23 protein-coding genes and 1 pseudogene are annotated in these 26,765 nt (G+C 62.0%); 11 read left to right on the forward strand and 13 right to left on the reverse strand.

Going from position 1 to position 26,765, the window contains the following annotated elements:
• Positions 1 to 50 precede the first annotated feature (50 nt).
• Positions 51 to 509: a MarR family transcriptional regulator gene (locus ASG75_RS10950; protein WP_056388807.1), complete on the reverse strand. Its 459-nt coding sequence runs from the start codon at positions 507 to 509 to the stop codon at positions 51 to 53.
• A 307-nt stretch (positions 510 to 816) separates the two neighbouring features.
• On the opposite strand from ASG75_RS10950, the gene ASG75_RS15985 reads away from it, so the two are divergent.
• The 5 genes from ASG75_RS15985 to ASG75_RS10965 are packed head-to-tail and all read left to right on the forward strand — an operon-like array spanning position 817 to position 4,593.
• Complete coding sequence (locus ASG75_RS15985; RefSeq protein WP_235580193.1) at positions 817 to 1,434, forward strand: acyloxyacyl hydrolase; 618 nt, start codon at positions 817 to 819, stop codon at positions 1,432 to 1,434.
• A gap of 30 nt (positions 1,435 to 1,464) precedes the next feature.
• Complete coding sequence (locus tag ASG75_RS10955; protein WP_235580194.1) at positions 1,465 to 2,922, forward strand: cbb3-type cytochrome c oxidase subunit I; 1,458 nt, start codon at positions 1,465 to 1,467, stop codon at positions 2,920 to 2,922.
• Complete coding sequence (locus tag ASG75_RS10960; RefSeq protein ID WP_056388809.1) at positions 2,919 to 3,914, forward strand: cbb3-type cytochrome c oxidase subunit II; 996 nt, start codon at positions 2,919 to 2,921, stop codon at positions 3,912 to 3,914. The genes ASG75_RS10955 and ASG75_RS10960 overlap by 4 nt, the downstream gene beginning before the upstream one ends.
• A gap of 42 nt (positions 3,915 to 3,956) precedes the next feature.
• Complete coding sequence (locus tag ASG75_RS16290) at positions 3,957 to 4,121, forward strand: hypothetical protein (RefSeq protein ID WP_157616937.1); 165 nt, start codon at positions 3,957 to 3,959, stop codon at positions 4,119 to 4,121.
• Complete coding sequence (locus ASG75_RS10965; RefSeq protein ID WP_056388810.1) at positions 4,111 to 4,593, forward strand: hypothetical protein; 483 nt, start codon at positions 4,111 to 4,113, stop codon at positions 4,591 to 4,593. Before ASG75_RS16290 ends, ASG75_RS10965 begins: the two co-directional genes overlap by 11 nt.
• Positions 4,594 to 4,977: 384 nt before the next feature.
• Here ASG75_RS10965 and ASG75_RS10970 read toward each other — a convergent pair whose 3' ends face one another.
• From ASG75_RS10970 to ASG75_RS10975, 3 genes are all read right to left on the reverse strand, one after another.
• Positions 4,978 to 5,730, reverse strand: coding sequence for an SseB family protein (locus ASG75_RS10970; RefSeq protein WP_235580195.1), 753 nt, complete (start codon positions 5,728 to 5,730; stop codon positions 4,978 to 4,980).
• A gap of 75 nt (positions 5,731 to 5,805) precedes the next feature.
• Positions 5,806 to 6,114: a BPSL0761 family protein gene (locus ASG75_RS16780; RefSeq protein WP_327213308.1), complete on the reverse strand. Its 309-nt coding sequence runs from the start codon at positions 6,112 to 6,114 to the stop codon at positions 5,806 to 5,808.
• 47 nt (positions 6,115 to 6,161) lie between these two features.
• Positions 6,162 to 6,527 carry a hypothetical protein gene (locus ASG75_RS10975; protein ID WP_056388813.1) on the reverse strand — a complete coding sequence of 122 codons (366 nt, stop codon included), beginning with the start codon at positions 6,525 to 6,527 and terminating at the stop codon, positions 6,162 to 6,164.
• A gap of 127 nt (positions 6,528 to 6,654) precedes the next feature.
• Between ASG75_RS10975 and ASG75_RS10980 the strand changes: the two genes are divergently transcribed.
• On the forward strand, positions 6,655 to 6,972 hold the full coding sequence (locus ASG75_RS10980; RefSeq protein WP_056388815.1) for a helix-turn-helix transcriptional regulator: 318 nt from the start codon (positions 6,655 to 6,657) through the stop codon (positions 6,970 to 6,972).
• A 317-nt stretch (positions 6,973 to 7,289) separates the two neighbouring features.
• Here ASG75_RS10980 and ASG75_RS10985 read toward each other — a convergent pair whose 3' ends face one another.
• The 4 genes from ASG75_RS10985 to ASG75_RS15995 all read right to left on the reverse strand — a co-directional run bounded on the left by ASG75_RS10985 (position 7,290) and on the right by ASG75_RS15995 (position 12,984).
• On the reverse strand, positions 7,290 to 7,691 hold the full coding sequence (locus ASG75_RS10985) for a hypothetical protein (RefSeq protein ID WP_157616938.1): 402 nt from the start codon (positions 7,689 to 7,691) through the stop codon (positions 7,290 to 7,292).
• Positions 7,688 to 9,784, reverse strand: a complete 2,097-nt coding sequence (locus ASG75_RS10990) for a hypothetical protein (RefSeq protein WP_157616939.1) — start codon at positions 9,782 to 9,784, stop codon at positions 7,688 to 7,690. Before ASG75_RS10990 ends, ASG75_RS10985 begins: the two co-directional genes overlap by 4 nt.
• A gap of 4 nt (positions 9,785 to 9,788) precedes the next feature.
• Positions 9,789 to 11,570 carry a hypothetical protein gene (locus ASG75_RS16295; RefSeq protein ID WP_157616940.1) on the reverse strand — a complete coding sequence of 594 codons (1,782 nt, stop codon included), beginning with the start codon at positions 11,568 to 11,570 and terminating at the stop codon, positions 9,789 to 9,791.
• A gap of 73 nt (positions 11,571 to 11,643) precedes the next feature.
• Complete coding sequence (locus ASG75_RS15995; protein WP_162253105.1) at positions 11,644 to 12,984, reverse strand: tyrosine-type recombinase/integrase; 1,341 nt, start codon at positions 12,982 to 12,984, stop codon at positions 11,644 to 11,646.
• Positions 12,985 to 13,489: 505 nt separating this feature from the next.
• Here ASG75_RS15995 and ASG75_RS16300 point away from each other — a divergent pair.
• Positions 13,490 to 14,581, forward strand: coding sequence for a hypothetical protein (locus ASG75_RS16300; RefSeq protein ID WP_157616941.1), 1,092 nt, complete (start codon positions 13,490 to 13,492; stop codon positions 14,579 to 14,581).
• Between the two features lie 69 nt (positions 14,582 to 14,650).
• Here ASG75_RS16300 and ASG75_RS11010 read toward each other — a convergent pair whose 3' ends face one another.
• Both ASG75_RS11010 and ASG75_RS11015 read right to left on the reverse strand, forming a co-directional pair.
• Positions 14,651 to 15,382: a hypothetical protein gene (locus ASG75_RS11010; RefSeq protein ID WP_056388825.1), complete on the reverse strand. Its 732-nt coding sequence runs from the start codon at positions 15,380 to 15,382 to the stop codon at positions 14,651 to 14,653.
• A 530-nt stretch (positions 15,383 to 15,912) separates the two neighbouring features.
• Positions 15,913 to 16,191, reverse strand: a pseudogene (locus ASG75_RS11015) (radical SAM protein); the annotation flags it as partial.
• Between the two features lie 145 nt (positions 16,192 to 16,336).
• Here ASG75_RS11015 and ASG75_RS11020 point away from each other — a divergent pair.
• Both ASG75_RS11020 and ASG75_RS11025 read left to right on the forward strand, forming a co-directional pair.
• The gene (locus ASG75_RS11020) at positions 16,337 to 16,576 is read left to right on the forward strand and encodes a hypothetical protein (RefSeq protein WP_056388828.1); all 240 of its coding nucleotides are present in this window, start codon (positions 16,337 to 16,339) and stop codon (positions 16,574 to 16,576) included.
• A gap of 87 nt (positions 16,577 to 16,663) precedes the next feature.
• Positions 16,664 to 17,041, forward strand: a complete 378-nt coding sequence (locus ASG75_RS11025) for a GlsB/YeaQ/YmgE family stress response membrane protein (RefSeq protein ID WP_235580196.1) — start codon at positions 16,664 to 16,666, stop codon at positions 17,039 to 17,041.
• Between the two features lie 79 nt (positions 17,042 to 17,120).
• On the opposite strand, the gene ASG75_RS11030 is transcribed toward ASG75_RS11025, so the two are convergent.
• Both ASG75_RS11030 and ASG75_RS11035 read right to left on the reverse strand, forming a co-directional pair.
• The gene (locus tag ASG75_RS11030) at positions 17,121 to 18,791 is read right to left on the reverse strand and encodes an MFS transporter (protein WP_056388831.1); all 1,671 of its coding nucleotides are present in this window, start codon (positions 18,789 to 18,791) and stop codon (positions 17,121 to 17,123) included.
• A 160-nt stretch (positions 18,792 to 18,951) separates the two neighbouring features.
• On the reverse strand, positions 18,952 to 20,331 hold the full coding sequence (locus ASG75_RS11035; RefSeq protein ID WP_056388832.1) for a carbohydrate porin: 1,380 nt from the start codon (positions 20,329 to 20,331) through the stop codon (positions 18,952 to 18,954).
• Positions 20,332 to 20,551: 220 nt separating this feature from the next.
• On the opposite strand from ASG75_RS11035, the gene acs reads away from it, so the two are divergent.
• Together acs and ASG75_RS11045 are read left to right on the forward strand one after the other, a co-directional pair.
• Positions 20,552 to 22,492: an acetate--CoA ligase gene (acs, locus tag ASG75_RS11040; RefSeq protein ID WP_056388833.1), complete on the forward strand. Its 1,941-nt coding sequence runs from the start codon at positions 20,552 to 20,554 to the stop codon at positions 22,490 to 22,492.
• Between the two features lie 86 nt (positions 22,493 to 22,578).
• Positions 22,579 to 23,250: a response regulator transcription factor gene (locus ASG75_RS11045; protein WP_056388834.1), complete on the forward strand. Its 672-nt coding sequence runs from the start codon at positions 22,579 to 22,581 to the stop codon at positions 23,248 to 23,250.
• Between the two features lie 13 nt (positions 23,251 to 23,263).
• Here the strand turns inward: ASG75_RS11045 and ASG75_RS11050 are convergent, their stop codons facing one another.
• Entirely contained in the window at positions 23,264 to 26,725 is a 3,462-nt protein-coding gene (locus tag ASG75_RS11050; protein WP_200935669.1) for a PAS domain-containing hybrid sensor histidine kinase/response regulator, read from the reverse strand.
• Positions 26,726 to 26,765: the final 40 nt, after the last annotated feature.

The raw sequence follows: 26,765 nt of genomic DNA on the forward strand, positions 1-26,765 counted from the left end.
TATTTCACCTGAAGAAACAGCCTAGGCAGATATATGCGGGTACAACGCCTTCATGTGGCACGTGCGACATTGGCCAGGATCTTCTCCAGCGATGCCTTCAGCGCGACAGCTTCCTGCTCGTCGAAACCATCAAGCAACCGCGCGAACACCTTTTGCACCCGACGGCGTGCCTGGGGCACCAGCGCGGCACTCTCCGCCGTGAGTTCGACCAGGTAACTGCGCCGGTCATCTGGATTCGCCACCCTGCGTATCAATCCCTTTTTCTCGATGCGATCGAGCAAACGGGTCATGGCACCCGAGTCGTAGCCAAGCACCCGGCAAAATTCGCCGATGGTCCGGCCCTTGCCCATGGCGATGCTGTTGAACACCACGAACTGCGCAGCCGTAATGTCGAGCGGTTCCAGCTCCTTCTCGATGGAAGTCCAGATGGCGTTTCGCACCCCACTGATCGAAAAACCCAACTCACCTGTACTCAGCATGGCAATGGCACTTGGCCTCGACTTGGTCATGGTCGTCTCCGGATGGTGGCTGCACTTTATCTGCCTAGGCTGAGTCTGTCAAGGCACAATAAAGGCAACCACCAGCGGCATGGCCAAGCATGGCGAATTCATGATTTGGATCTGCGAGAAAGATGATCCTACCGAGGTGGCCGCCATGTATGGCATGAACTTGCCGCTCATGGATTGAAATTGCCATTCCGCACGCTTCCCGCACTCAAACCGGAAATGCCTTTGTCCAACGCGAGGTCGATTTGTGAAATACGACAACGCCCGACCCGAAGGAGCATGTGCCTGACGAGATTTCCGGACAGAGGCCATGAGCCTTGGCACAAAGCAGAAGCGATGCATCGGCAATAGCGCAGACCAGGCAACAGGTTCGCCGTGCCTCGGGCGGAAAATAGCAAATCGCGCCATTGCCAAGTCTCTTCGGCGTACGGCCGCATGCGGCCTTGCTTTCGTCGTTCCTCATGTCACAGCGGCAACGCAGCTGAACATTGAAGCTGGGCGCAGCTACATGGACTGCGCGGGCGCGACAGCCGTATTTGTCGAAGGCGTATTTGACGAGCGACGCATCGGGGCCACCCGGTTCGCCTGGTCCCCCGATGCGTCTCTAGGCTGGATCGATGGCCGCGATGTTGAGCGATACCGATACAACCGCTACTCCACGACAGATTCCATTTGGCTGATCGCAGGCGGCGTTCGAATCCGCTATGGCGATACCAGCGACTGGTATCGATCCCTGTTCTTCAGCTTTCAACCCGCAATGCACAGTGGCCGAACCCAGTCGTTGAGCAGTGCCTACGAATTTGTCAGCACGATTGGCTGGCAAGGAAGACACTTCAATTTTCAGATCCGACATATCTCCAACGGATCGCTCCACGAGCCGAACCGTGGTGAAACGATGGCCTTGATTGGAACCACCTTCAATCTCTAGGCGGCGTGCCTGTCTTATGCCGGCGGCATCATGAAATTTGAAGCTGCACGGATGTATCCAGAGGGCAACCCCATGCAGGCAGATGTCACAGCGCAACACTCCAGTCTGGGCGAAACAGATGATCGTGCGCTGGCCTCGGTGTTCGCCGCCTACACGGTGACCGCCACGCTATGGCTGTTGTTCGCCACGGGCGTCGGATTGTTGCTGGCATTCAAGTTCGGCGCGCCGGAGTTCGGCGACGGCGCATGGCTGACATTCGGGCGACTGCGGCCGATCCATACCAATGCCACGTTCTACGGTTTCGCCAGCATCGCGCTGGTGGGACTGGCTTATTACGTCGCCGCGCGCAGCAGCGGCACGCAGTTGTACAGCGCGCGGCTGGCGTGGATTGGTCTGGTGCTGTTCAACCTGGCCGCGGTGGCCGGCACCATCGCGCTGGATATGGGCTACAACGATGGCGACCTGGAATACCGTGAATGGCCGTGGCCGATCCGGCTGATTTTCCTGGCTGCCTTGGTGGTCACCGCATGGAACCTGATCGGCACCGTGGCACGGCGTACCAGCGAGGACATCTACCTGTCCAACTGGTACATCATCGGCGGCACGCTGTGGACCTGCATCATCGCGGTGGTGGCGATCCTGCCGTGGTACCAGTACGGGCTAGGCCAGGTCGCGGTGTCCGGCTTCTATATGCACAACGCAGTGGGCATGTGGTTTACGCCACTGGCGCTGGGCGTGTTCTATTACGCGCTGCCGAAGCTGCTGAACCGGCCGATCTACTCCTATGCGCTGGGCGTATTCGCATTCTGGACCAACCTGCTGTTCTACCCGATCATCGGTGCGCATCATTTCGAGTTCAGCCCGCTGCCGTGGTGGCTGCAGACCATCGCGATCGTGTTCAGCGTGGCCATGCTGGTACCGGTGTGGGGTGGCAGCAGCAATTACCTGCTGACCATACGCGGGCGCACGCGCGACATGGTGCATTCGTATCCGCTGATGTTCATCTTCGTCGGCGTGATGGGCTACCTGATCGGTTCCACCCAGGGCACGCTGGAGGCGTTCCGTTCGCTGCAGGAAGTATGGCACCTGACCAACTTCACGGTCGGCCATTCGCACCTGACGATGTACGGATTTGTGGCATTCGCGGTATGGGGCGGCATCTACGCGTTGCTGCCGTCGGCGACCGGTCGGCAGGCCAGCACGCTGGGCTTGGGACTGCACTTCTGGATGGCGCTGGTGGGCAGTTTCATCTACGTCATTTCGTTGTCGATCGGCGGCACCATCCAGGGCCTGGACTGGGTGCACGGCCTGCCGTTCATCCAGTCAGTGATCGACATGCAGAGCTATTACGTCTGGCGCGGCGTGGGCGGCTCGCTGATGTTCCTCAGCCACCTGGTGTTTGCCTGGAACGTATGGCGCATGTGCTACGGGTCGGGTAGCCGGCGGTCGCCGCTGGCATCCCTGCGTGCCGAGGAGGCCGTGGCATGAACAAGCTGGTACTGATCGTGGGCGGCTCGACCTTGGTCTATGCCTGCTTGGCGCTGATGATGGGCGTGCTGCCCGGCATCGAACTGTCAAGGGTGTTGGCCGGGCCCGGCGTGCAACCGTTGACCGCGCAGCAGGACGAAGGGCGTGCGGTGTACGTGGCCAATGGCTGCGGTTACTGCCACACCCAGCAGGTGCGACCGCTGGATCAGGACAAGGTGTTTGGCCGTCCATCGATGGCCGGCGATTTCAAGTACCAGACGCCGGAGTTGCTCGGTTCCGAGCGTACCGGTCCGGACCTCACCAACATCGGCGTACGCCAGCCCAGCGCGGTATGGCAGTACATCCATCTGTACAACCCGCGCGCCGTGGTGCCCGCATCGATCATGCCGTCGTTCGACTGGCTGTTCGAGGTGGTCGGGCAGGCGCCGGCCAGGGTGACGCCGGTGCCGCTGCCGAAAGCCTATGCCCCGGCGCAGGGCGTGGTGGTGCCGACCCGCAAGGCCGAGGCGTTGATCGCCTACCTGGCTTCGCTGAAACAGCCACCGCTGTCGGCGGCCGAGATGGCGGCCGACGAATCGGCGATGGCCGGCATGGCCAGCCCGGCCACGGCGGCGAGTGCACCGGCACCCACGGGCGCGGCGCCTGCTGTCGGCGGTTACGACGCAGCCAGGGGCAGTGCCTTGTTCACCGCCAACTGTGCGGCCTGCCATCAGGCCAGTGGCGAAGGTTTGCCGGGCGCGTTCCCGCCGCTGAAGGGCAACGCGGTCGTCAACACCGTCGACGCCACGATGCACATGCAGGTGGTACTGCACGGTCTGCATGACGCCAACGTGGGCGGCGTGGTTTACGGCAGCGCGATGCCGCCTTTTGCCGGCACCCTCAGCGATGCGGAGATCGCCGTCATCATCGATTACGAGCGCAGCTCGTGGGGCAATCACGGCCAGTTGGTGACCCCCGCGCAGGTGGCGGCCGAACGGGCGAAAGCCAAATGAAACCGGACCCGATGAAGCCAGCACGGCGAGGTGGAGGTTGTCATGCATCATCATCTGATCGGCCCGTTCTGGGGCAACGTCATCATCATCGGCGTCGCCGGAGCAATTACGGTGGCGTGCTTCGTGGCGATGTTCTGGATGCTGTTGCGCCCCGGCGAAGCCGACCCGCATCACCCCAAGTACGCTGTGCTGCGCCATGACCGCTGAACCGGGAAACCTCGTGGCCACGCCACATGTCCGGGTGTATCTGGATGGCGATCCGCAGCCGGTCATCGATCGCGAGCTGCCGGCCGACATCGCGCTCGACACCCGCAGCTTGGCCGACGGTGTGCACCGGCTGGTAATCCGCGCCGAGGGCCAGAACGGCCGCGAAGGTGTCGAGGAGATTCTGTTCACAGTGCACAACGGCCCAGGCATCGTCGTCTCGGGACTACGCCCCAACTCGGTGCGTCGTGGCATCGTGCGTTTCAGCGTGGATGCATTCAGTACCGACGACCCGTTCGAGCCACGCCGCGCCGAGGCGCGTTCATCGATCCCGGTATGGGTGTGGGTGATGTCGCTATTCGTTGTGGCGTGGGCCGTGTGGTACGCAGCACGGATGTGGGATGTGCCTGGCCCGTACGCGAAGACTCCCACATACGGTCACGAGGCAGCATCGGAAAGTCCAACACGGAGATAGATGTTTTTCATCCCGACCGCAAGCTCAGCACCCACTTGCCATACAAAGGTTACAGATATCCCGTTCCTGCTCGCAGGAATGTCATCAACGATCAGCATCAACCTACCGAACTGGGTAATGAGGATGAACCTAGCGGTGGTCTGGTCGACCACTTGTTCCCCTACACCTTTGCAAGTGAGGCCTGATGGTGACCTTGTGGTGAACCAAGGCGAGCACGAGCTGGCCCGGCTCCATCTTCAAAGAGCTTTATCAGTGCCCTGTCCTATCCTCGATGACGCTCCCTGATCACCTCGTAGCGCACACCCCGGCTTGTCGTCAATTTGGGCAGCAACCTGCTGCCCAATTGGCAGCGACGCTACCCTGGCGAAGCAATCAGGCTTGCCGTCAGGTCCCGAAGATTTGCACTCCACTGTTGCAGAGGTCATCAAGCGGCGTATCCGGCGTCAAGAATCTCATGCAGAGCGGCAGGTCTAGCTCCAGTTTCTCCGTCTTGAACGCCAGCGTAGCCAGTTGAAGGATTCGCTCTTGCTGCGCCTGCGCCACTATGACTGTTAGGAGCAGTAAAACCTCGGCACGCTGGTCTTGGCGATGCACCTCGACTAAAAAGGCGGCCCTGACCGTGGCTTCCCTTTCAAACAGGCTGCGCAGCACAGTGTTCAGCCCAGCTGTCGATACTGAAGGGGGACCTATAAGTGCTTCCGTTCCTTCAGCCATTTGATCCTTGGTAAAAAAGCCTAGTGCCTTACCCTCCAGGAGAGCAGCAATTTCCGAAGGATAGAGCGCGACTTTGTCCAAGTTCGGGTTGAGCATCAATGTCGCACCACGAGTCAGCTTGAACAGATTGCGGCCAGACATCGCTACGGTGAGAGCTGTCTTGTCCCCAGCTGCCTCGGATTGCTCCCTGTCGCTAAAAAATGGCAGCACAGTCTGCCCGTTGTCGGGACGTACAAACTGGATGAAGCGCATCACACCCTCTGGTGGGCTCTCCTTCGGAACATGCGCGTAGACCGTCGCATCAAGCAGTGCTTTGAAGACCGCTTCCTGAGCATGCTCAGGGTTTTCACCGGGCGGTGTAGCCCTTGCAGCCGCTAGCAATTGTCCAAGCTTGTCTGTCGTCATTTTAGGCATTTGGCGCATCGATTCCTGAAGCTAACGGGGCGTGGCATAGCCACCGTGCCAACGGGGAAGGCGACGAACGCAGGTTCCACGCGATCACTTCATGACACGACGCGTTCGTGGAGTCGGCCAGTTGAACGAAGGGTTGCAGTCCAAAATGTCTGCATCAAAGACCGGTTCCAGAACGAGGCGTGGATCAGCAAGCGCTTGCCACCCTGCGTGGAACACATCACTTGCGCTCGGGTAGTGACGCAGAAGAGTGCGCGCCTGCTCACGAACTGCGACAGGAGCTCTTCGATTGGTCAGCAGTGCTGTCAAGAAACGCCGTGTCTCGACAACTGCCCAAGTGCGTTCGCAAGGTAGGGTCATGACCAACTTATATTGGGTGATATGTGCAGCTGACATACCGCGATTTGTCGCGGTGACAGCATTGGATGGTCACTCGCGTGAAGCTACTCACCGGGGGGAGACGTAACGCGTCGGCGGCGTTCGCGGCTCGCCCGGAATGCATCCTCGAATCGGTCAATGAACTCATGAGCTGAGCCGCGGAAACGCAGCGCATCGGCAGGCAGCGACACGCCCAGTTCGCGAGCAATATCCATGGCGTACTTCAACTGGTTATCCGTCGGCAGTTGTAGATCGGTGTCGAGGCATTCCGTGAGCGAGTTCGCAAAGCACACCGAGAGGCGCTCGACAAACGCGAGATCGAAGTCTTCGCAGTGCGCTCGCTCGCGCTGCACGCCAAGCGCTTCCTGCAGCCGATCGTCCATCGGCACGGGAATGGACCACTGATCTTCGAACACCAGTTGCAAGAGCATGGGTCTGGCTTCCTATGGTCGGCAGGGTGACCAAATACCAAGGCTATCGACAAAACTACGAATATCGTAGTATCGGTGGCGCGGCAAAGCAACGAATCTCGTAGGTGTCTTCATCCACGAGAATTCCATGCTTCGCCCAAGCGAACCGTCATCCATCTTCAGCAAGCGCTTGAAGCAAGCGCGTCTGGATGCCGGTCTATCCCAGAAGGAACTGGGCATCCTCGCCGGTCTGGATCCTTTCGTGGCCAGTACACGCATCAACCGATATGAGCAGGACGTTCATGCCGCGGATCAGGCGACAGCAAAGCGTCTGGCAAAAGCGCTGGGAGTGCCGCTGGCGTATCTCTACGCTGACAACGAACGCTTGGCACGTATGATTCGAGCTTTCAGTGCGCTTGACGTTGCAGAGCAAGAGCGGCTTCTGAAGGCGATTGAGTCAACATAGCAAGTCAGCATCGCCCCACATCGAAGGCACTTCAGACCTTTGTGCGCGCCGATGAAGTTGATCACTTGAACCAACCGATCCTAGTCACCGCTCCGACATCCATCATGCTTAACAGTCGCTCTGTGGCCGCTGAATTGCGCAACAGCCTGTTGCGCGATTGCTGTCGCTTTCACTGTCGGCTTAATAGATCAGCGGATTGCTGACTATTCAGTACGTGTATCAATTGGGCAACAGGCTGTTGCCCAATTGGACAAAAGTGCTTCGTCTAACCGATACGCACAATAATTTTCTCGGACCCTCGTGGAAATTCGAGGCCTTCATCGCGATATGTGGGTCACCTTGCCGAGGGTACGCGGCGGTGCGCGCTCCCTGGCATTGAGTTCAAGCAGCAGGCTCGCCTGAATGCTGTTTTTCAAGCAGAGTTTTGCCTCAAGAGCCTGAATCCGTTCATGCGCCGCTTCCAAAGCGTGCGCCAGGTCCGCCGCCCGCGGCCCCTTCGCGAGAATGGCCTTTACCTTCTCGCGGAATTTCTGATATTGACAGCCATCGAATCCGATCAAGGTGCGGCTGTGTCCCGCTTCCTCCGCGATCACCGCGAAGGACACTCGAATCTTGCGTTTTTGCGCCAGCGTGGCGAGACGCGGGGATCGAGGCGTTCCCGCTAGTAGTCTCTGGAGCGCTGCCTCGAACTGACCCTCGACACTCTCGTCCAGCATCACGCGCGACTTTCTGGGCACGGTGCTGCCTCGGTTTTTCTTATCTTCGCCGACAAGACACCCACCATTGCTTTGGCTTGGTTGAGGCGCGCCTGCACGACCCTTAATGCGGGATCGCGCTTTGAACGATCGACCAACGCCGCCGCATGGGAAGCCGCTCGCTGCTCCCAAAACGCGAGATGTCCGCCGTCAGCCACGAAAAGCGGACAGCCAACACACACCGACGGCGATCGAAAACCAACATTCGGGCCACGCTGCGACCAATGAGTAGTATCGCCAAGCTCGTGGCACCGCGACGCCTCGGGCTGCAGAGGCAAAAAGCAATGTCCATACGGCAAAAAGAATATCCGCAGGTCGTTTTCGACTATGAAGGCGACAGCCGCAGTCAACGTCGGCTCCTGCAGATCTTCCTGCAACTTTGCACGAAATTGTGCGATCAATTTGGCCACGCTTCCCACTGTCGGACGATAGCCTTCAATGGCTTCCAACAAAAATCGAGCGGTTTCCATCGTCCTGACACTATCGAGTGTCTCAATAAGAGATACATCGTTGCCGATGTAGCCGCGCTCGGTCATCGCTGTACTGAGATGGTGGAAATGCCGTGAGATCGCGGGCAGCAACCCGGAGTCGATCCGAAAGAGAAATAGTGCAAATGTCGTACGCCACCGATGTCCACGCAGGCGGTGCCTTTCCAGGAACTCCGCCCGACTTGCTTCGGAAGCGCTCGACAAATCACAGTGCTCGCGCAGAAAGTCCTTCTGGAGATTGGTAAGGGCCACGACGGTCATGCGGCCGATCGATCTGGCCTTCCGTGGCAACCCCTTTGCCGCGCTAAAAGTTATCAGTAGTTTCGATGTGCATCCCAGCTTCCGCCATCGCCCATACAACAGCCACAACACCTTGAACGCGCGAACGGATGGCGGCAGATAGTTGCTTCCTACGCTCCGCGCGCCAATTACCCAGCGGGTCCTGATCTTGCTCTGTTTGGCCTCTACGCTATGACAATAGAAAATCTCCATCAGACCATCCGACGAAACTTCGGGCGTAATGCATGCCGGAAGGTCGCTCGCTGTAGAGGACCCGGCGTCTAGGCCGCAGATTTCGTGGGCTCGCATGCCTGTGCACGCCTGGATACAGACAATGGCGGCAGACTGAATGGTGATGACAAGTCTACGCAGGAGCTGGGTACCCCGGAGGGTGCCCACGCGACCATCTCGAAGTCGCCGCTCTGTGGGACGAATCGGCCCATGCCACGCCTTTGTTTCCCCTTCGACGTGCGCAAACTCAAACGAATCCAGCTCAGCGAGCACCGCGTGATACTTTTCTAGCCGACACCATTTCCCTTCCATGGTCCCTGGTGCATGCTCGAATGCATGCATACATAGCTCTTGTAGCGCGAGGACATCCTCGGCTGGTTGTCCGATAAGCCTGATAGCTGAGCTCAGGAGCGGAATCGCGACGTCGTCTGGAATCGGATCCAGTTTGCCGCGTCGATGAAGATCCAACTCGTTTTGCACGACATCATCGATTGACCTTCCGTCATATGGTGGCTCGGGTGGGGGCTCAACCCCGAGTTCGCGCAGGGAGCGACGCTGTCGATACATATACGACAGAAGAGCAAGCCTCGCCGACGCAGTCGCATTTGACACCACCCGCGGCCTGGTTTGGCTTTTCGACTTCATCTCCTCATGCGACTCGACGAAGAAGCGCACAAAATCCCAACTCGCCGTGCTATCGATCTCGTCAAAATGTGTCATGCCCTCCGACACCATCCACGCTGCCACGCTCGTGACACCTTGCGCGATAGCCGTCATGGATCCCGCAGCAGCCGCGTTCGCTTCACGAGGCGCATGAAACAATGACCACACCAGCACCTTGAACTGGATGAGTAAAAATGCGTTCTCCTTGTCCGTGAGCAAGGATCCGTCTGGAAGTTCGACATTCCAATCGATGGTTCCGTACTTGGTAGCCTGGCCTGGGATGTTTTGCGGCATTTTCCAGATGTTGTCTATGAACCGCGAATATTCGCTCACATAGAGCGTTGCGAGATCAGCGTAATCCACATGGCTCTGTGCACATCGTATGGTTTCGTTCATGTGGCTAGTCCAAGGGTGGCAGTGGTGGGAGTGGGAGTTGTGCTGCCACATTTTGCACATCGACATCATCAAACTGAGGCAACCAAAACCCCACCAGGCGTTCGTAGCTTTCGCCCCATCGCAGGCGCCAAGCCTCGGCACCAAGTCGCTCACGCGCATCGTGGTGAAGTACCTGCACCTGAAGCGCTCGCGCGAGTGCGTAGGGGCTTTTGACGTCGACCGACGCAAAGGGACACGCCGGGCATTGACCATAGGCAGTACAGAGTCGTCCTTGGCGCTCGCCGCGTAGGGGACTATCACATGGATCCAGGCATCGAAATCCCGGCGTGGCCGCACCTACCTCTTCGCTTTGCGGCGTATTTCGCGGTTCGATCTTGCCTTGACTAGCTATCCACCGCTCGCGTCGGTCCATGGCAACGGCAAGTTGTTCGGACTGGCGACGCTGAGCGAGGCGGGATCGGTAGTACTTCTCCGTCACCCCCAACCCGCTATGTTGGAGGAGCGCACTTGTCTTACGGATATCGCCACCAAAAAGAAGGTCCGCAATTTCTGCGCCCGTTGCTCGAACCGACCGAAGTCCAATCCACGAAAACCCTCCCGCTTTGCAAAAGCCAATGATGTGCGAATGAAATAGAACGCTCTTCCCTTGCCCCATTTGATGTAGCGTCTCGACACGGATTCGACCCTTCTTGTTTCGCGGCACACATAAAAAGAGGTAGTTCCGCATTTGTTCGGGGCAGAGATCGCGCAAGCGTTCTGTCCACCGAATTAAGAACTTGATAACCCGGTATGGGCTATCGCCCTCGCTTGACTCTGCAAAATTCAAGTGTTGTTTTCGGCCAGATCTGTTCTTTGGCGATGACAGAAATATCCTTTCTGTGCCCAGAATCTTCTTCGTTTTGATATGGCTCAACTCGAGATCCAACAGCGGCTGAGCATTCAGCAAAGTGGCGAAAGCCAGCAGAAAGACGAACTTCGTCAAGTCGCCGGCGAGAGGCGCTAAAGCGCGGGCAATCGTCTGGTAGCCGAATTCTGCGGTGATCTTGAACAGTTCGGCGTTGGTGGCCTTGAGCACCTTTTGTTCGGGAAGGTAACCGTTGGCCAGATATGCCGCGCGTAGATAAGCCATACCCACTGTGCGTCCGCGATGTGGCAGCGGAGTTTCGCCAACATACGAACACACGCGACGTGCCTGATCTGCCGACGTCCAGACGGCCTCAACTTCTGCAATTTGAGCGGCGACGCCTGCCCTGCAGTACCGATAGAAGGCCGTACTTTGCCGTAGTGTCATCGGCTCTTTTGGTTGTGTGACAAGCGTGCCGCCCGGCCATGGATTGCTTGGGATTTCGCAATCGTCCGGAAGGTCCGCGCAGTTCATATCTTTCAACGCACGGATGACTTTTCGGAGCGCGCCGAGGTAGTGCGTCCGTGTATAGCCACTCAAGACATACGATCCATCGTCGTTGGTACGACTTAGCCACTCACGCACAAACCCACTAACGAACGCACTATCAAGATTCGAAATGGCCAGGCAGCTGAACCTTGGATCGCTCGCGCAATAAGCAAAAATCCCATACGTCAAGTCGATAAAATGTGCCTCACGAGTCCTGAACGCTCGGAACCGGATGGCAAGAGATATCTTCCCGAATGCCATAGCCAGCTTTGGTGCAGCCAGCCACGACGAGCAGTTGAGTTCTTTTGGGTCCCGGCCGTGCAATCCCGATAGCCGGATAGACAGAGACCCATTCTCGGCATCATGCATTACAGCATCGATCTGCGTCGACACCCTTCTGTCGCCGTCTTGAGACAACGCCATAGCGTTGGTTCGATTTGAATGCCTTGATTTAGCAGCTCCACGCTTAGCCATAAGTTTGGACCAGCATTTTTACCCCACTGTTGTAGTGGTCGAACAAGGTCGACTCGAGAGCCGTAGCGCGTGCCAAGTAAATGTCGGAGGTGGTCGACATGTGAACGTGCCCGAGTTGCCCCTGGATGTATTTGATAGGATCGGCATCGCCTCGCTGCTTCCGCAGGATGTAGGTCAATACGGCATACGCATGACGCAGATCGTGAAAAACATACCGCTCAGGCTTTTCGTAAGAGAACGGCTCCCTTGGCAAAGGCCCCATGGACATTTCCTCCTGCGCCTTGCGGAAAATTCGATCGAGTGAATCGGGCGATACAGCCGATCCGAGTCCCGTACGAGCGCTCACGCTGCTGAGAAAAACTCTATCTGGCTCCGAATAGGCGGGGTCTCTTTTGCTGGCGGCTGCAACCACCTCGGCCCGCTCGGTGGCTATGTAATAGCGCATCGCCTGGATGAGCCAAGTGGGGATATGTACCCTGCGCCAGCGGGCTCCCTTGCCGAATATGCGGATGTCCTGCATCTGTTCGGGCAACGTGTCTGCCGCAATCCTCACCGCAGTCAGCATGCTGAGTTCAAGCCCACAGACTTCAGATCGCCGTAGTCCCGCGTAGAGCGCGCACTGCGCCATGATTCGGTCACGGCAGAACTCTTTCTCCGAGAGGTTCGGAACAGTTGCGAAGATCGAAATCGGAGCGGGTGGCCCAAGCGCGTCGAGTATCCGTCTCGTCTCGTCGAACGACGGGATCCTTACGCTTTCGGATTTGTCGGGTGCCGTCGGCTCGTCAACTTCCGGTGCGAATTTTTCAGTGCGACGAACCGATTTCAAGTGGGCGAGAAATCGATCGTCGCGCGCAAGATTCGCTTCCACGTCTGCCACGCAAAAGCGATGACGGAGTAGCCCGTTTCTCTGGGCCCACGCGCACAAAAGCTTTACGGACGAAAGGCGGCGAATGACGGTTCTTTCCGCGTAGGGTCGCCCTGTCACGGGGGATGGGCTGTTGGTCATCGATTGCACGTATGTATTGAGTGCTGCGTCATCGACGTCAGCGAGGGTCAATTTCTCCGCATCAAGGAAATCGTAAAAATCCTTCAGGTCGTAGGCGGTCGCTTTTCGAGTGTTGATGCTTTTTTTGAGCTGGTTTTTATGGTTTGGCAGCAGACGACGTATGTACTTGTCACGCAGGAATTCCAGGACGGGTTGCACCACTTTGCCCGTGGTTCCGGAAACTAGAAAATGCAGCCCGTTGGGCAGCGGTTCAACCGATCGGCTCAGCAGCTCACTGCGCGTTTCGGCATCTATCTGCGCAATACATACGTAGACGCTCAGCTCCACGAATGGAGTCGTCTCGGCATCATTTCGCATTGTCGCCGCCTGAGATGTAATGGCTTGGCCTTGGCATACCTTTCTGGCCGACGCCGGCGACAGCCAATTCGCCCGGCATCAAGGACAACGACACCCGAAAATTCGGCGTGTAACGAACCCGATACCCGCCTGGCTCATAGAACACCGTCACAGGCTGGCTCTGGACACCTGAGCATTCCTCAAATGCCGCAAGCGCCGTAAGCCCACGGCATCCGATGTTGGAGTCGAAGGCGAAGAGCGAGATGCGCAGCTGCGCTGCCGGCTGGAACGGTCGCTCACTGGGGTAGCCCAATGCCCTCCACAGTGCAGCACCAGACTGGAATTCACCGTGCGCTTGGAGGAGGTTCCCCGGGATGCCTCCCTGAGGTCCTCCGATGCAAAAAGAAATGTATGCAGACATAGTGGGTTCTGACTGCTTGTGGCGTTGCGAAGCATTTCCGCATACTTTTGTGGTGCGCAAATACACCGCCATATCATGGATATTGACACTCCAACTACAAAGCCGGCGCGTCGCCGCGGCCGCCCCCTCGACGATGTCGCCATCAAGGTCAGGCATCGCCTGTGGGCGTGGCTGGTCTATCGCACGGCCAATATGTCTTGGGACGCTTTGGACGGCTATTGGCGGCCGCAAATCGATCTTGGTACCCCCACCGATAGCGTAGGCAAGGTTGCCTCTCGAACCCGTACTTTCAACCGCATCTATCGGAGCGGGAGCGATCCGGCCAAAGTAAGAGGGATCAACGGCCAGACGCTTCTGAAAGCCGTCTCTTTCGAACCCAAACATATCGAGGCCACCGACCTCTACCAGTCAGAGCTTTGGATACTGCTAGGGTCCAAGGAACCCGCCAGAGCTTGGGTGCACGATGCCCATCAATCGCTCATGACACGGCTTGGGGTGGCGCAGGCCACCGGCTTGGAGTGCTCGGTCGCGCAGCATGTGGGCTTAGATCATCCTTTTGTGCAAAAAAACAACTCGCAGATACTCGAACAATGCGCTTATCGCATCGCAGATTTTGCTAGCTGCGACGCTATCGCCTTGCTGGGATGCGCTTTTTTGATAGCCATGAATCGCATGGCTCTGCAGGAGGCACACATCTATCTCTGGGCGACGATCGCTGCAGCAAAAGTGTTCGACAATCGTTGGCGTACCAATTCCGGCCTCTATAACCTGATCTTGTGGCGCCTTGTACATCGCAACCATCACAATCTCAACCCTAAGTACGTTGGCATACGCCCACGACAGCGGGATCGGGAGTCAGAGGAAAACAGAGCTCGCATGGAACGGGAATTCAGAGAGAAATTCTTAACCATGCTCCCGTCTCGGGACTTGATGTCACACCCACCCATGATGTCCCATGACGAACTGCCATGGGATTTCTTTGCGGAATTTTCGAAACACTGCAAACATTACGTGGAGATGGATGCCCAACGAATGGCAAAGACTTCGGATTTCTCCATTCGAGAATGCCGCATCAATCTCAAACGTTACTTTGAAGCGGAGAGCCGCGACTACATGGCGTTGAAACGCGACCTTTCCGCGCGATCACGCCGCAAGCCAAATCCTTGACCCTGTCATCGCGGCCGCGAGCCGTGCTGAATGCTCCACGGGCTCCCCCGGTTGAGCCCTATACTGACCTCATTCCGGCGCGACCATTGCCGGAAACACTACCGAATCCCGCGAGGGCGAGTACCGCGCCCCTTGACGGGCGGCAGCAGTGAGTTGGTCGGTCGACCAGCCCGCTTTGATGAGTTGTCTAATGATCTCTAGCGAAAGCTCGACGGCATCGTCTTGCCGGATCACTTGGTCGATCGTCCGCTCTACCGGTTGCACAGACAGAGTCAGACTTCGCAACTGCTCAACCGGGTAGCCACCAATGGTGCGTTGGCCGATAAGTGGATGGTCGACATCGACGGAGAAAAACTCGCCGCGTAACTCATACGAGCCTTCCCACTGGATCTCCAGGCGATCGGGGGTTTCGCGCACGATGGGGGACTGCCGCTGTCCTCGCCAAACAAGGCAAAGCGCTCTCTGGCCGAATGGATCCAGCATCCACGCATCACCGATGCCGCTGGCGAACAGCATGAAAGGCTGGGAAGTCGATGTTTCGCTGCCGGTGGAGATGATGAGCGGCTTACCAGCCAGCTCGGCTTGCACGATCTTCTCGACGGTGCCAATAAGCGAACGGTCGGCGGAGATCCCTTCAGTCTCACGGAAACACAGCGTGACGTGGTGCCAGTGCTCGTACCCGGCGGTGCGGGCAACGCGATTTAGCAGATCGGCGTGCTTGCCTCCCCCATTTCTCTGCAAGCGCTTCGCCTGCTTCCTGAGGGACTCAACCTTGGCCGTGCTGGTGGGAATGAAACGCATGGTGCTGACTCCTCGCTGGAGGCGAACGCCAGGTGCTCACTGCCCAGATCCGCCAACAGGTGGGAATCAGGTGTTTTCAGTTGGATGCCGTCCCGTGAGGGTTTGCCTGTGGTGAGCAGCGGGCGTCGACCAGCGCCTCTGCAAATCCTAACACGCCGACCAGGACACACGGCGGCGGAGCTGTCATGAGCCACGTGAAGCTGCACTGCCTGTATCGCTCCAGCGAGAGCGTGCCCGGCAAACTGGAGATACGTGAACAGGAGAAATCTGCACCACTATCGGTTCGAATCTTTTGCTGGCCGCGGAGTAACCGCGCGAATCCTTCGGACTAAACCTAGCTCAGGAATCGCTCACGCTGCTGCAGTTCGTCTGAATGGACTCGATGAGCGCTCTGCGAATCGACCGTGGCAAAGAGTGTTCACCACATCATGGGGTCGTCCTCAGAACTGTTCAGCACATGATCTCGGCAATGCGTTGGTTCTAAGGGATATTTCCTACCAAAGCGCACTGTACAGTTACCAGTACGTCATACCGTGCTCGCACCCGCGGTACGGGTTGATCGCCTGACTGAACGCGATGTCGGGCGAGTCGTTGCGGCTGATCACGCTGCGCGCACGCTCCTCGGTAACCTCGGTACGCGGGCGCGGTGCATCCTCGTCCAGCAGCGCACTCTGCCAGCCGTCGTCCTCGGCCTGGTGGCGGATGCTTTCGAAGCGGCCCTCGGGATTGGAAGCGGCGCCGCGGCCCTTGAGCAGGCGCGTGGTCGGGAGCTGCTCCGGAGAGGTCGGTGGTGGCGAAGAATCGTCCATCCGTGCAGTTTCGCGCGGCGACGTCTCAGCCGTCGCGACATCTTTTCGCGGCGTGATCCGGCGCGCGCCGGACGCGCGATGGCGGCGTTATGATGCGGCCATCGGCCGCCGCCGGCGGCGCGTTCCCACCTGTCGGGGCTTCCTCATGCGCTGGCTGCTGCTCGCCCTCACCGTGTTTGCATTCGTGCTGTGCTTCACCCGCCACGGCGCCGGCGCCTGGGGTTTCTGGATGCTGGTCGGGCTGGTCGGCATCTTCGCCACCACGCTGGCCTTCGTGCAGGCGCGCATCGCCGGCAATGCGCGTGACGACAGCCTGTCCGAGTACGACCTGAAGCGGTTGCGCGAGGGCAAGCTGCCGCTGAAGCACGAACGCTCCGGGCGGTAACGCGGCCGAATCCCCGCAGGAGCGCACCTCGTGCGCAATGGCCTTCCGCCACACTGGCGCCTGCGCCCGGATCGCCGCTGCGCGTGCATGGCGCGGATCGGCAACGTCACCCTTCAATCACGATCGCTGCACGGCGGAACAAGGACGCTTGCGCTGACGTCACGGCGTGGCATCCCGCCGCCCCGCATTTCCTGGGAGTTCACGATGACTGCATCCGGCTTGATCATTTTCCTGCTCATCGGCGCGATCGCAGGCTGGCTGGCCGGCCTGATCGTGCGCGGCTTCGGCTTCGGCCTGCTCGGCAATGTCGTGGTCGGCATCATCGGCGCGTTTCTCGCCGGCTGGCTGCTGCCGATGCTCGGCATCGGCTTCAGTCTCGGCAGCCCGATCGTCACCAGCATCGTCTACGCGATGATCGGCGCGATCGTGCTGCTGGTGCTCATCGGTCTGGTCAAGCGCGCTTGACGATCCGCCCGGTTCACGGCGGCCAAAGAACAACGCAGCGGCTCATGCCGCTGCGTTTTCCGTACCCTGGTGGCCGCACTCAGTCGCGCAGGTCGACGTCCTTGGTTTCGCCCACGAACAGCAGGCCGATCACGAAGGTCATCATCGCAATCACCACCGGGTACCACAGGCCGGAGTAGATGTTGCCGGTGAGCGCCACGATGCCGAACGAGACCGAGGGCAGGAAGCCGCCGAACCAGCCGTTGCCGATGTGGTACGGCAGGCTCATCGAGGTGTAGCGGATCCTGGTCGGGAACATCTCCACCAGCCACGCCGCGATCGGGCCGTAGACCATGGTGACGTACAACACCAGCAAGGTCAGCAGCACGATCAGCATCGGGTAGTTGGTACGCGCCGGGTCGGCCTTGGCCGGGTAGCCGGCCTGGTCGAGCGAGGCACCGAGGCTGGTGGTGAACGCCTTGTTCTGCGCGGTGAAGTCCGCCTTGGCCAGGCTGCTGCCCTCGAACGCCTCATGGCTGGCTTCGCCCACGGTCACTTTTGCCAGCGAACCGGCCGGCGCCGCGACGTTGTCGTACGGCACGCCGCGCTTGGCCAGGTAGCTCTTGGCCACGTCGCAGGAACTGGTGAAGACCTGCGTGCCGGTGAGGTTGATCTGCAGGTGACAGGTGGCCGGATCGGCGAGCACGGTGACCGGTGCCGTCGCACGCGCCGTCTCCGCGCCCGGGTTGCCGTAGTGGGTGAGCCCCTTGAAGATCGGGAAGTAGGTCAGCGCGGCGAGCAGGCAGCCGGCCAGCACCACCGGCTTGCGGCCGATCTTGTCGGACAGCCAGCCGAACACCACGAAGAACGGCGTGCCGATCAACAGTGCCGCGGCAATCAGCAGCTGGGTGGTGGTGGCGTCGATGCGCAATGTGCTGCCGAGGAAGTACATCGCGTAGAACTGGCCGCAGTACCACACCACGGCCTGGCCGGCGGTAGCGCCGAACAGGGCCAGGATCACCAGCTTGAGGTTGCCCCAGCGCGCGAACGACTCAGTCAGCGGCGCCTTCGACTGCTTGCCTTCCTCCTTCATCTTCTTGAACACCGGCGACTCGGCCAGTTGCAGGCGGATGTACACCGACACCGCCAGCAGCAGCGACGACAGCAGGAACGGAATGCGCCAGCCCCAGTCGTCGAACTTGTCGCCGAGCAGCCACTTGCAGCCGAGGATCACCAGCAACGACAGGAACAAGCCGAAGGTGGCGGTGATCTGGATGAAGCTGGTGTACAGGCCGCGCTTGCCTTTCGGTGCGTGCTCGGCCACGTAGGTAGCCGCGCCACCGTACTCGCCGCCCAGCGCCAGGCCCTGCAGCATGCGCAACGCGATCAGGATCACCGGCGCCGCCATGCCGATCGAACCGTAACTGGGCAACAGGCCCACGAAGAAGGTCGACAGGCCCATGATCACGATGGTGATCAGGAAGGTGTACTTGCGCCCGACCAGGTCGCCGACCCGGCCGAACACCAGCGCACCGAACGGGCGCACCGCGAAGCCGGCGGCGAACGCGAGCAGGGCGAACACCAGCTGGCTCGCCTCGTTCAACCCCGAGAAAAACTGGTGGCCGATGATCACGGCAAGCGAGCCGTACAGGTAGAAGTCGTACCACTCGAACACGGTGCCCAGGCTGGACGCCAGGATCACCCGCTTGTGGCTGACGTCGAGCTTGACGCCAGCTCCGCTGCCGGTCGCGTCAATCGCATTTGTGGCCATGATGTTTCCCCTCCCGAGATAGTGAGATGCCTCTCCCGGTAACGCCTGGGAGAAGTTGGGAGACGCGGATCGTCCCTCGAACAGACCGCGCCTCGTCATCCTCCCGACGCGACGGGAGGGCAATCAGCGGCGGCGTACACGCGGTACGCCGCCGCGAAGTTCAGAAGCGATAAAGCGCGTTGAGGCTGACCTGGTTGCCGCTGGTGGTCTTGCGATCCACGCCGTTGCTGGTGGAGTCGAGCTTGTCGTGCATCCACTCGACACTGAGGTCGTAGGAACCGGCGGTGTACTGCAGGCTCATCGCCGTCTGGCGGTTGCGCAGCAGCCCGGTCGAGCCGTTGCCCATCCAGGCGATCACATCGCCGCTATCGGGTTTGCTGTACGCGTAGAACGCGTACAGGCTCCAGTTCGGCGTGAAGCTGTAGCCCGCCTGCACGAAGCCGCCGCGCTCCTTGATGTCGCCGAACTGCGACATCGCGCCGAAGATCTCGCCGAGGCCGTTGCCGGCATAGGCCAGCCCCTTGAACGTCCACGGGCCGGGCTTCCACTGGCCGCCGATCTCGTAGCCCACGCTCTTGACGTCGGAGCGGATCGGCGTGGGTGCGGTGCCGCCCACCCCGCGCAGGTCGACCTTGCTGTAATGCGCCGAGAAGTACGCCAGCCAGTTCTTGTCCTGCACGTGCAGACGCGCCTCGACCTGCGGGCGGAAACCGGCGCTGCCGGCGGTGAGGTAGTTGACGTTGTTGCCGGGCCCGCTCCAGGTGCCTTCGAACACGCCCACGTCGAGCCGCCATTGCGCGCCGGTGCTGCCGTGGTTGAGGTCCTGCATCACCACCACGCCGGGGAAGCGCCAGCCGCCGTAGCCGGAGCCGAAGCCCAGCGGGAACGCGATGTGCGCCAGCGAGGTGGGCGAACTGTCGACCGGGAACATCAGGTCCCACTGCTGGCCGATGCGCACCGTGGTGCCGCTCTCGGGATTGGTCAGGTCCATGTAGGCCTGGCGCAGGCGCGGCGTCGGCTGCTGCTGGCTGTAGGCACCGGTGCCGTTGAAGCCGCCGAAGAAGTCCATCTCGATGCGCCCGCCGCCGCTCCAGTTGCCGGCAAACTTGGCGCCCTTGAAATCGAGCCAGAAGCGCGTGTTGCGCACGTCGACGCCGGAGAGCGAACCCTTCGAGCCGGGTATCGGGAACAGCGCGTTCTGGCCGTTGCCATAGGTGAAGCTCTTGTTCTGGCTGAACGCGCTGGCGCTGACGAAGCCGTGCAGCGCCACCGACACGCCGGGGGCACTGCTGAATACCGGCGTCGCAGTGGCCGGAGCCGCCGCCACATTCTGCGCGGGTGCCGCCGGCGCTGCGGGCGCGGCTTTCTGCGCCTGGATCATCGCCTTCAATTCGTTCAACTGCTGTTCGAGCTGCGCCACGCGCTGTTCGAGTTGCTGCTCGTGCGTGTCGCTTTGCGCGTGGCCAGCCAGCGGGAGCATCAGGGCGCAAGCCATGCTCAGGGCAAGCGCGGAATAACGGTGGGTGTGTTGCGTGGTCATGCGTGCGTCTCCCCGAGGTCGATGACGGGCCGAGCATGGCCATGCTGCAGCGCGAGCGACTATTCGCCATTGGTCGAACTTCGACCAAAGTCGAGCCGGCTTCGCGCCGCCGCCTGCGTATCGATCGGGCTACACTCGAAGTCCGCACACCGCCGGGCACCGATGCCTGCCGCGGTATCCCTGTCGCCACCTTCCACGCCGAGCCAGCAGGAGCCCAGCCATGTCCAAGCTCTATCCGGTCAACCCCTCGTTTGCCGCCGCGTCGCGCCTGCGCCACGACGACTACACACGCCTTTACGCCGAGTCGGTCAACGACCCGGAAGGCTTCTGGGGCCGCATCGGCCAGCGCCTGGACTGGATCAAGCCGCCGACGAAGATCAAGGACGTCTCGTTCGACCCGAAGGATTTGCACATCCGCTGGTACGAAGACGGCCAGCTCAACGTGTCGGCGAACTGCCTCGACCGCCAGCTGGCCCAGCGCGGCGACAAGGTGGCGATCATCTTCGAAGGCGACGACCCGAAGGCGTCGCGCAAGATCACCTACCGCGAGCTGCATGCCGAAGTGTGCAAGTTCGCCAACACGCTGAAGCACCTGGGCGTGGTCAAGGGCGACCGCGTGGCGATCTACCTGCCGATGATCCCGGAAGCGGCGGTGGCGATGCTCGCCTGCGCCCGCCTCGGCGCGATCCACTCGGTGGTGTTCGGCGGTTTCTCGCCCGACTCGCTGGCCGGACGCATCGCCGACTCCACCGCCAAGGTGGTGATCACCGCCGACGAGGGCCTGCGCGCGGGCAAGCGCATCCCGCTCAAGGTCAACGTGGACGCGGCGCTGGAACGGCCCGGCACCAACAGCGTGGAGACGGTGATCGTGGTGCGCCACACCGGCGGCGCGATCAACATGCAATCGCCGCGCGACCGCTACTACCACACGCTGATGGAAGGCCAGAGCGCCGATTGCCCGCCGACGCCGGTCGAGGCCGAGCATCCGCTGTTCGTGCTGTACACCTCCGGCTCCACCGGCAAACCGAAGGGCGTGCAGCATTCGACCGGCGGCTACCTGGTGTTCATCAGCTACACGCACGAGCAGGTGTTCGACCTGCGCGAGGACGACGTCTACTGGTGCACCGCCGACGTCGGCTGGGTCACCGGCCACAGCTACGTGGTGTACGGCCCGCTGTGCAACGGCGCCACCACGGTGATGTTCGAGGGCGTGCCGAACTACCCCGATTACAGCCGCTTCTGGCAGGTGATCGACAAGCACAAGGTCAGCATCTTCTACACCGCACCCACCGCGATCCGCGCGCTGATGCGCGAAGGCGAGGAGCCGGTGAAGAAGACCTCGCGCGCCTCGCTGCGCCTGCTCGGCTCGGTCGGCGAACCGATCAATCCGGAAGCGTGGGAGTGGTACAACCGCGTGGTCGGCGAGAACCGTTGCCCGATCGTCGACACCTGGTGGCAGACCGAAACCGGCGGCATCATGATCTCGCCGCTGCCCGGCGCGATCGGCACCAAACCGGGCTCGGCCACGCTGCCGTTCTTCGGCATCAAGCCGGCCATCGTCGACGCCGAAGGCACCGTGCAGGACGGCGTGGCCGAGGGCAACCTGCTGATCACCGATTCCTGGCCGGGCCAGGTGCGCACCATCTACGGCGACCACCAGCGCTTCATCGAGACCTACTTCAGCGCCTACCCCGGCAACTACTTCAGCGGCGACGGCGCGCGCCGCGACGAGGACGGCTACTACTGGATCACCGGCCGCGTCGACGACGTGATCAACGTCAGCGGCCATCGCCTGGGCACCGCCGAAGTGGAGAGCGCGCTGGTATCGCATCCGAAGGTGGCCGAGGCCGCCGTGGTCGGCTGCCCGCACGAGATCAAGGGCCAGGGCATCTACGCCTATGTCACGCTGATCGCCGGCGAAACCGGTAGCGACGAACTGCGCAAGGAACTGGTCGCCTGGGTGCGCAAGGAGATCGGCCCGATCGCCACGCCGGATTACCTGCAGTGGGCGCCCGGCCTGCCGAAGACCCGCTCGGGCAAGATCATGCGCCGGATCCTGCGCAAGATCGGCGAGAATCTGCCCGACCAGCTCGGCGACATCACCACCCTGGCCGATCCCGGCGTGGTGAAGAACCTGGTCGACGAGCGGCTGATCAAGTAGCGGGATTCGAGATTGGGGATTCGGGATTTGCAAGAGCCGCTCCTCCGAATCCCCAATCCCGAATCCCCAATCCCGGCTTCGACTCCATGCCCGACATCCTGATCGCCGACGACCATCCGCTGTTCCGCGACGCCCTGCAGCGGGCGGTGCTGACCGCGTTGCCGCAGGCGCACGTGCACAGCGCCGACAGCGTGCATGCGCTGCTCGGCCTGATCGAACAATTCCCCGACGCCGAACTGCTGCTGCTCGACCTGCACATGCCGGGCGCGCGCGGCTACTCCGCGCTGGCGCATATCCGCGGGCAGTACCCCGGGCTGCCGACCATCGTGGTGTCCGGTCACGAGGAAGCGCAAGTAGCGCGCCGCGCGCTGGCGCATGGCGCCTCGGCGTACATTCCCAAATCCACCGCCGGCGAGGACATCGTGGCGGCGATCCGTGCCGTGCTCGACGGCGACGTCTGGCTGCCGCCGGCCTTGCTCGGCGCTCCGGGCGAACTGCGGCCCGACGAAGCCGCCGCCGCCGCACAGATCGCCGCGCTGACGCCGCAGCAGTTCCGCGTGATGACGATGATCGCCGAAGGCCTGCTGAACAAGCAGATCGCGTGGGAACTCGGCGTCTCCGAAGCCACCGTGAAGGCGCACATGACCGCGATCATGCGCAAGCTCGGCGTCAACAACCGCACCCAGGTCGCGCTGCTCGCCAGCCAGCTGGCGGTCGACCAGGGAAACATGCCGGCACTGCCCGACGGCGAAGACTGATGCGGCGGCCGCCCTATCGGCGCAGCAGAGCGGTCAACAACGCACGCAACGCGGCCGGCCTCACCGGCTTGTGCAGTACCGGATAACCGAGCGCCCGCGCCTTCTGCTTCAGCTCGCTGCTGCCGTCGGCGGTGATCATCGCCACCGGCGGCAACTTGCCCAGCACGCCGCGCAGTTGCTGCAGCGCCTGCAGGCCGTCGACGCCATCGGCCAGGTGGTAGTCGGCCAGGACCAGGTCGATCGAACCCCGCGCCAGTTCCCCGCGGGCCTGTTCCACATCCAGCGCGATGCGGCAATCGACGCCCCAGCGGCTGAGCAGGGCGCGCATGCCGTCGAGGATGGCGGCGTCGTTGTCCAGGCACAGCACGGTCAGCGGCAGCTGCTTGTCCGGACCGGCGCGCTGCACCCGCTGGCGGCGCGCCGGCACCGCCTCGTTGCGCGGCACCGTCACCGCGAAGCAGCTGCCGTGCGCGACCCGCGAATGCAGATCGAGCCGGTGGCCGAGGATGCCGGCCAGGCGGTCGCAGATCGACAGGCCCAGCCCCAGCCCTTTCTCGCCCCACGGCGAAGGCTGTTCCAGCCGCTGGAATTCGCCGAAGATCCGCGCGCGCTGCTCCGCCGCGATGCCGGGACCGGAATCCCACACTTCGATGCGCACCTCGTCGGCGCCCATCCGCCGCGCGCCCAGCAGCACGCTGCCCTTGCTGGTGTAGCGCAAGGCGTTGGAGAGGAAGTTCTGCAGGATCCGGCGCAGCAGCTGCGGGTCGCTGCGCAACGCCAGCTGCGTCGGCACCACGCGCAGGCGCAATCCGCGCTGCTCGGCGACCACCGCGAACTGCGCCCGCAGCGAATCGAACAGTTCGGCCAGCGCGAACGCACCGACTTCCGGGTGGTAGCTGCCGGCATCCAGCCGCGAGACGTCGAGCAACGCATCGAGCAGGTCTTCGGCGGCGCGGAACGAAGCGTCGATGCGTTCGGCCAGCCCGCTCGCCTCCGCATCCAGGCCGGGGTGCTGGCGCAGCGCCGAGGTGAACAGGCGCGCCGCATTCAACGGCTGCAGCAGGTCGTGGCTGGCCGCGGCGAGGAAGCGGGTCTTGGAGATGTTCGCGGTCTCCGCCGCACGGCGCGCCTGCGCGGTGGCGACCAGCGCCTCGGACAGTTCGGCGGTGCGCTGCTCGACGCGCTGCTCCAGCGTCTCATTCACCTCGATCAGCGCCTGCTCGGCGTGCTTGTATGCGGTGACGTCGGTGTAGGTGGTGACGTAGCCGCCGCCGGGCAACGCGCGGCCGCGCATCTCGATCACCGTGCCGTCCGGGCGGATGCGCTGGAACAGGTGCGACGAACCGGCGTGCATGTAGTCGATGCGCTTGGCCACATGGCCGTCCACCTCGCCGGGGCCGCATTCGCCCAGCTCGGCGTTCCAGCGGATCAGCTCGGCCACCGGCACGCCGACGTGCACCATGCCGTCGGGGTAGTCGAACAGCTCCAGGTAGCGCCGGTTCCACGCCACCAGGCGCATTTGCGCGTCGACCACGCTGATTCCCTGCGAGACGTTTTCCAGCGTGGTGGACAGCAGCTCGCGATTGAAGCGCAGTTCCTGCGAAGCCTCGTCCAACAGCGCCATCGACTCGGCCACGTCCAGGCCGCTGCCGGACAGCGCGCTGATCAGGATGCGCCGCGCATTGGCCGCGCCCACTGCCGAGGCCAGCAGCCGCTCGGTGTACTGGATCAAGGCGCGGTCGGCCGCTTCGCCGGGCAGCAGCGGCTTGCCGCGGCGCTGGCCGTATTCCTCGAAGGCGCGCACGCTGCTGCGCTCGCCCACGATGCGCTCGGCGATGGTGCGCAGGTCAGCCACCGCCACGCGGCCGCGCCAGTCGCCGCTGCCGCTGCCGCTGGCCGGATCGGCGTCCATGAACATCGCCGCGTGCAGGCGTTCCTCCAGGCTGGGCCGCAGGCGCAGCGAGACGAACACCAGGCAGCCCACGTTGACCAGCAGCGACCAGAACGTGCCGTGCATCACCGGCTCCCAGCCACTGAGGTGGAACAGCGCCTGCGGGCGCAGCCAGTCCCAGCCGAACGGCCCGGCCTGCAGCCACTGATCGGAACGGATCAGCGCCGGCAGCAGCAAGGTGTACAGCCACATCACGAAGCCGGCGGCCAGGCCCACCATCACGCCGCGGCGGCTGGCACCGCGCCAGTACAGCGCCGCGATCAGCGCCGGCGCGAACTGCGCCACCGCGGCGAACGCGAGCAGGCCGGTGGCGGCCAGGTTCTCCGCGTTCGCCGCGACCCGGTAATAGGCGTAGGCCATCACCGCCAGCAGGATGATCGCCACCCGACGCACGCCCAGCACCAGGTGCGACAGGTCGCTGCGCTGCTCCAGCCGCAGCCGGCGGATGCGCAGCAGCGCCGGCATCACCAGGTCGTTGCTGATCATCGTCGACAGCGCCACCGAGGCCACGATCACCATGCCGGTCGCCGCCGAGAAACCGCCGATGAAGGCCAGCAGCGCCATGCCGCGATCGCCGTACGCCATCGGCAGGGTCAGCACCCACGCGTCGGCGGCGCCATCGCGCACCAGCGGCATGTGCGCGCCTGCCGCCACGATCGGCAGCACCGCCATGCTGACGATGGCCAGGTACAGCGGCACCATCCAGCGCGCGCGGGTGAGGTCGTTGGCGTCCTCGCACTCGACCATGCCGATCTGGAACTGCCGCGGCAGGCAGAACATGGCGCAGAACGCCAGCATCGTCTGCGCCAGGAAACCCGGTGACAGGCCGTGGCTCAACTGCGTGAGCGGCAGCTGCACCGTGCTGACCAGCCCCGGCCCCTGCCACAGCGCGTAGCCGGCCAGCGCCACGAAGGCCAGCAGCTTGATCAGCGACTCCAGCGCGATCGCCAGCATCATGCCGTGGTGATGCTCGGTGGCGTCGATGCTGCGCGTGCCGAACAGGATCGCGAACACCGCCAGCAGCGCCGCGCACCACATCGCGCTGTCGATGCCGCCGGCCGTCACCATGCCGTGCCTGACGCCGCCCAGCACACCGAACGACATCGCCACCGCCTTGAACTGCAGCGCGATGTACGGCACCACCGCGATCACCGCGATCACTGCCACCAGCGCCGCCAGGCCGTGCGACTTGCCGAAGCGCGCGCCGATGAAGTCCGCGATCGAGGTGATGTTGCGCTGCCTCACCACCTGCACCAGCCGGCGCAGCAGGCCGAAGCCGAACACGAACAGCAGGATCGGACCGAGGTAGATCGGCAGATAGGCCAGGCCGTCGCGCGCCGCCGTGCCGACCGCACCGTAGAACGTCCACGACGAGCAATACACTGCCAGCGCCAGGCTGTAGACGATCGGACGCAGGCGCGGCTGTCGCGGGTACAGCGGCCGACGGTCGCCCGCGTAGGCCACCACGAACAGCAGCCCGACGTACAGCAGCGACACCAGCAGCAGCAACCAACCCTGGATCAAGCCTCGTTCTCCCCAGCCAGACGGATCGACAGCCGACACG

It is taken from the genome of Rhodanobacter sp. Soil772, from assembly GCF_001428385.1.
Lineage (GTDB): Bacteria > Pseudomonadota > Gammaproteobacteria > Xanthomonadales > Rhodanobacteraceae > Rhodanobacter.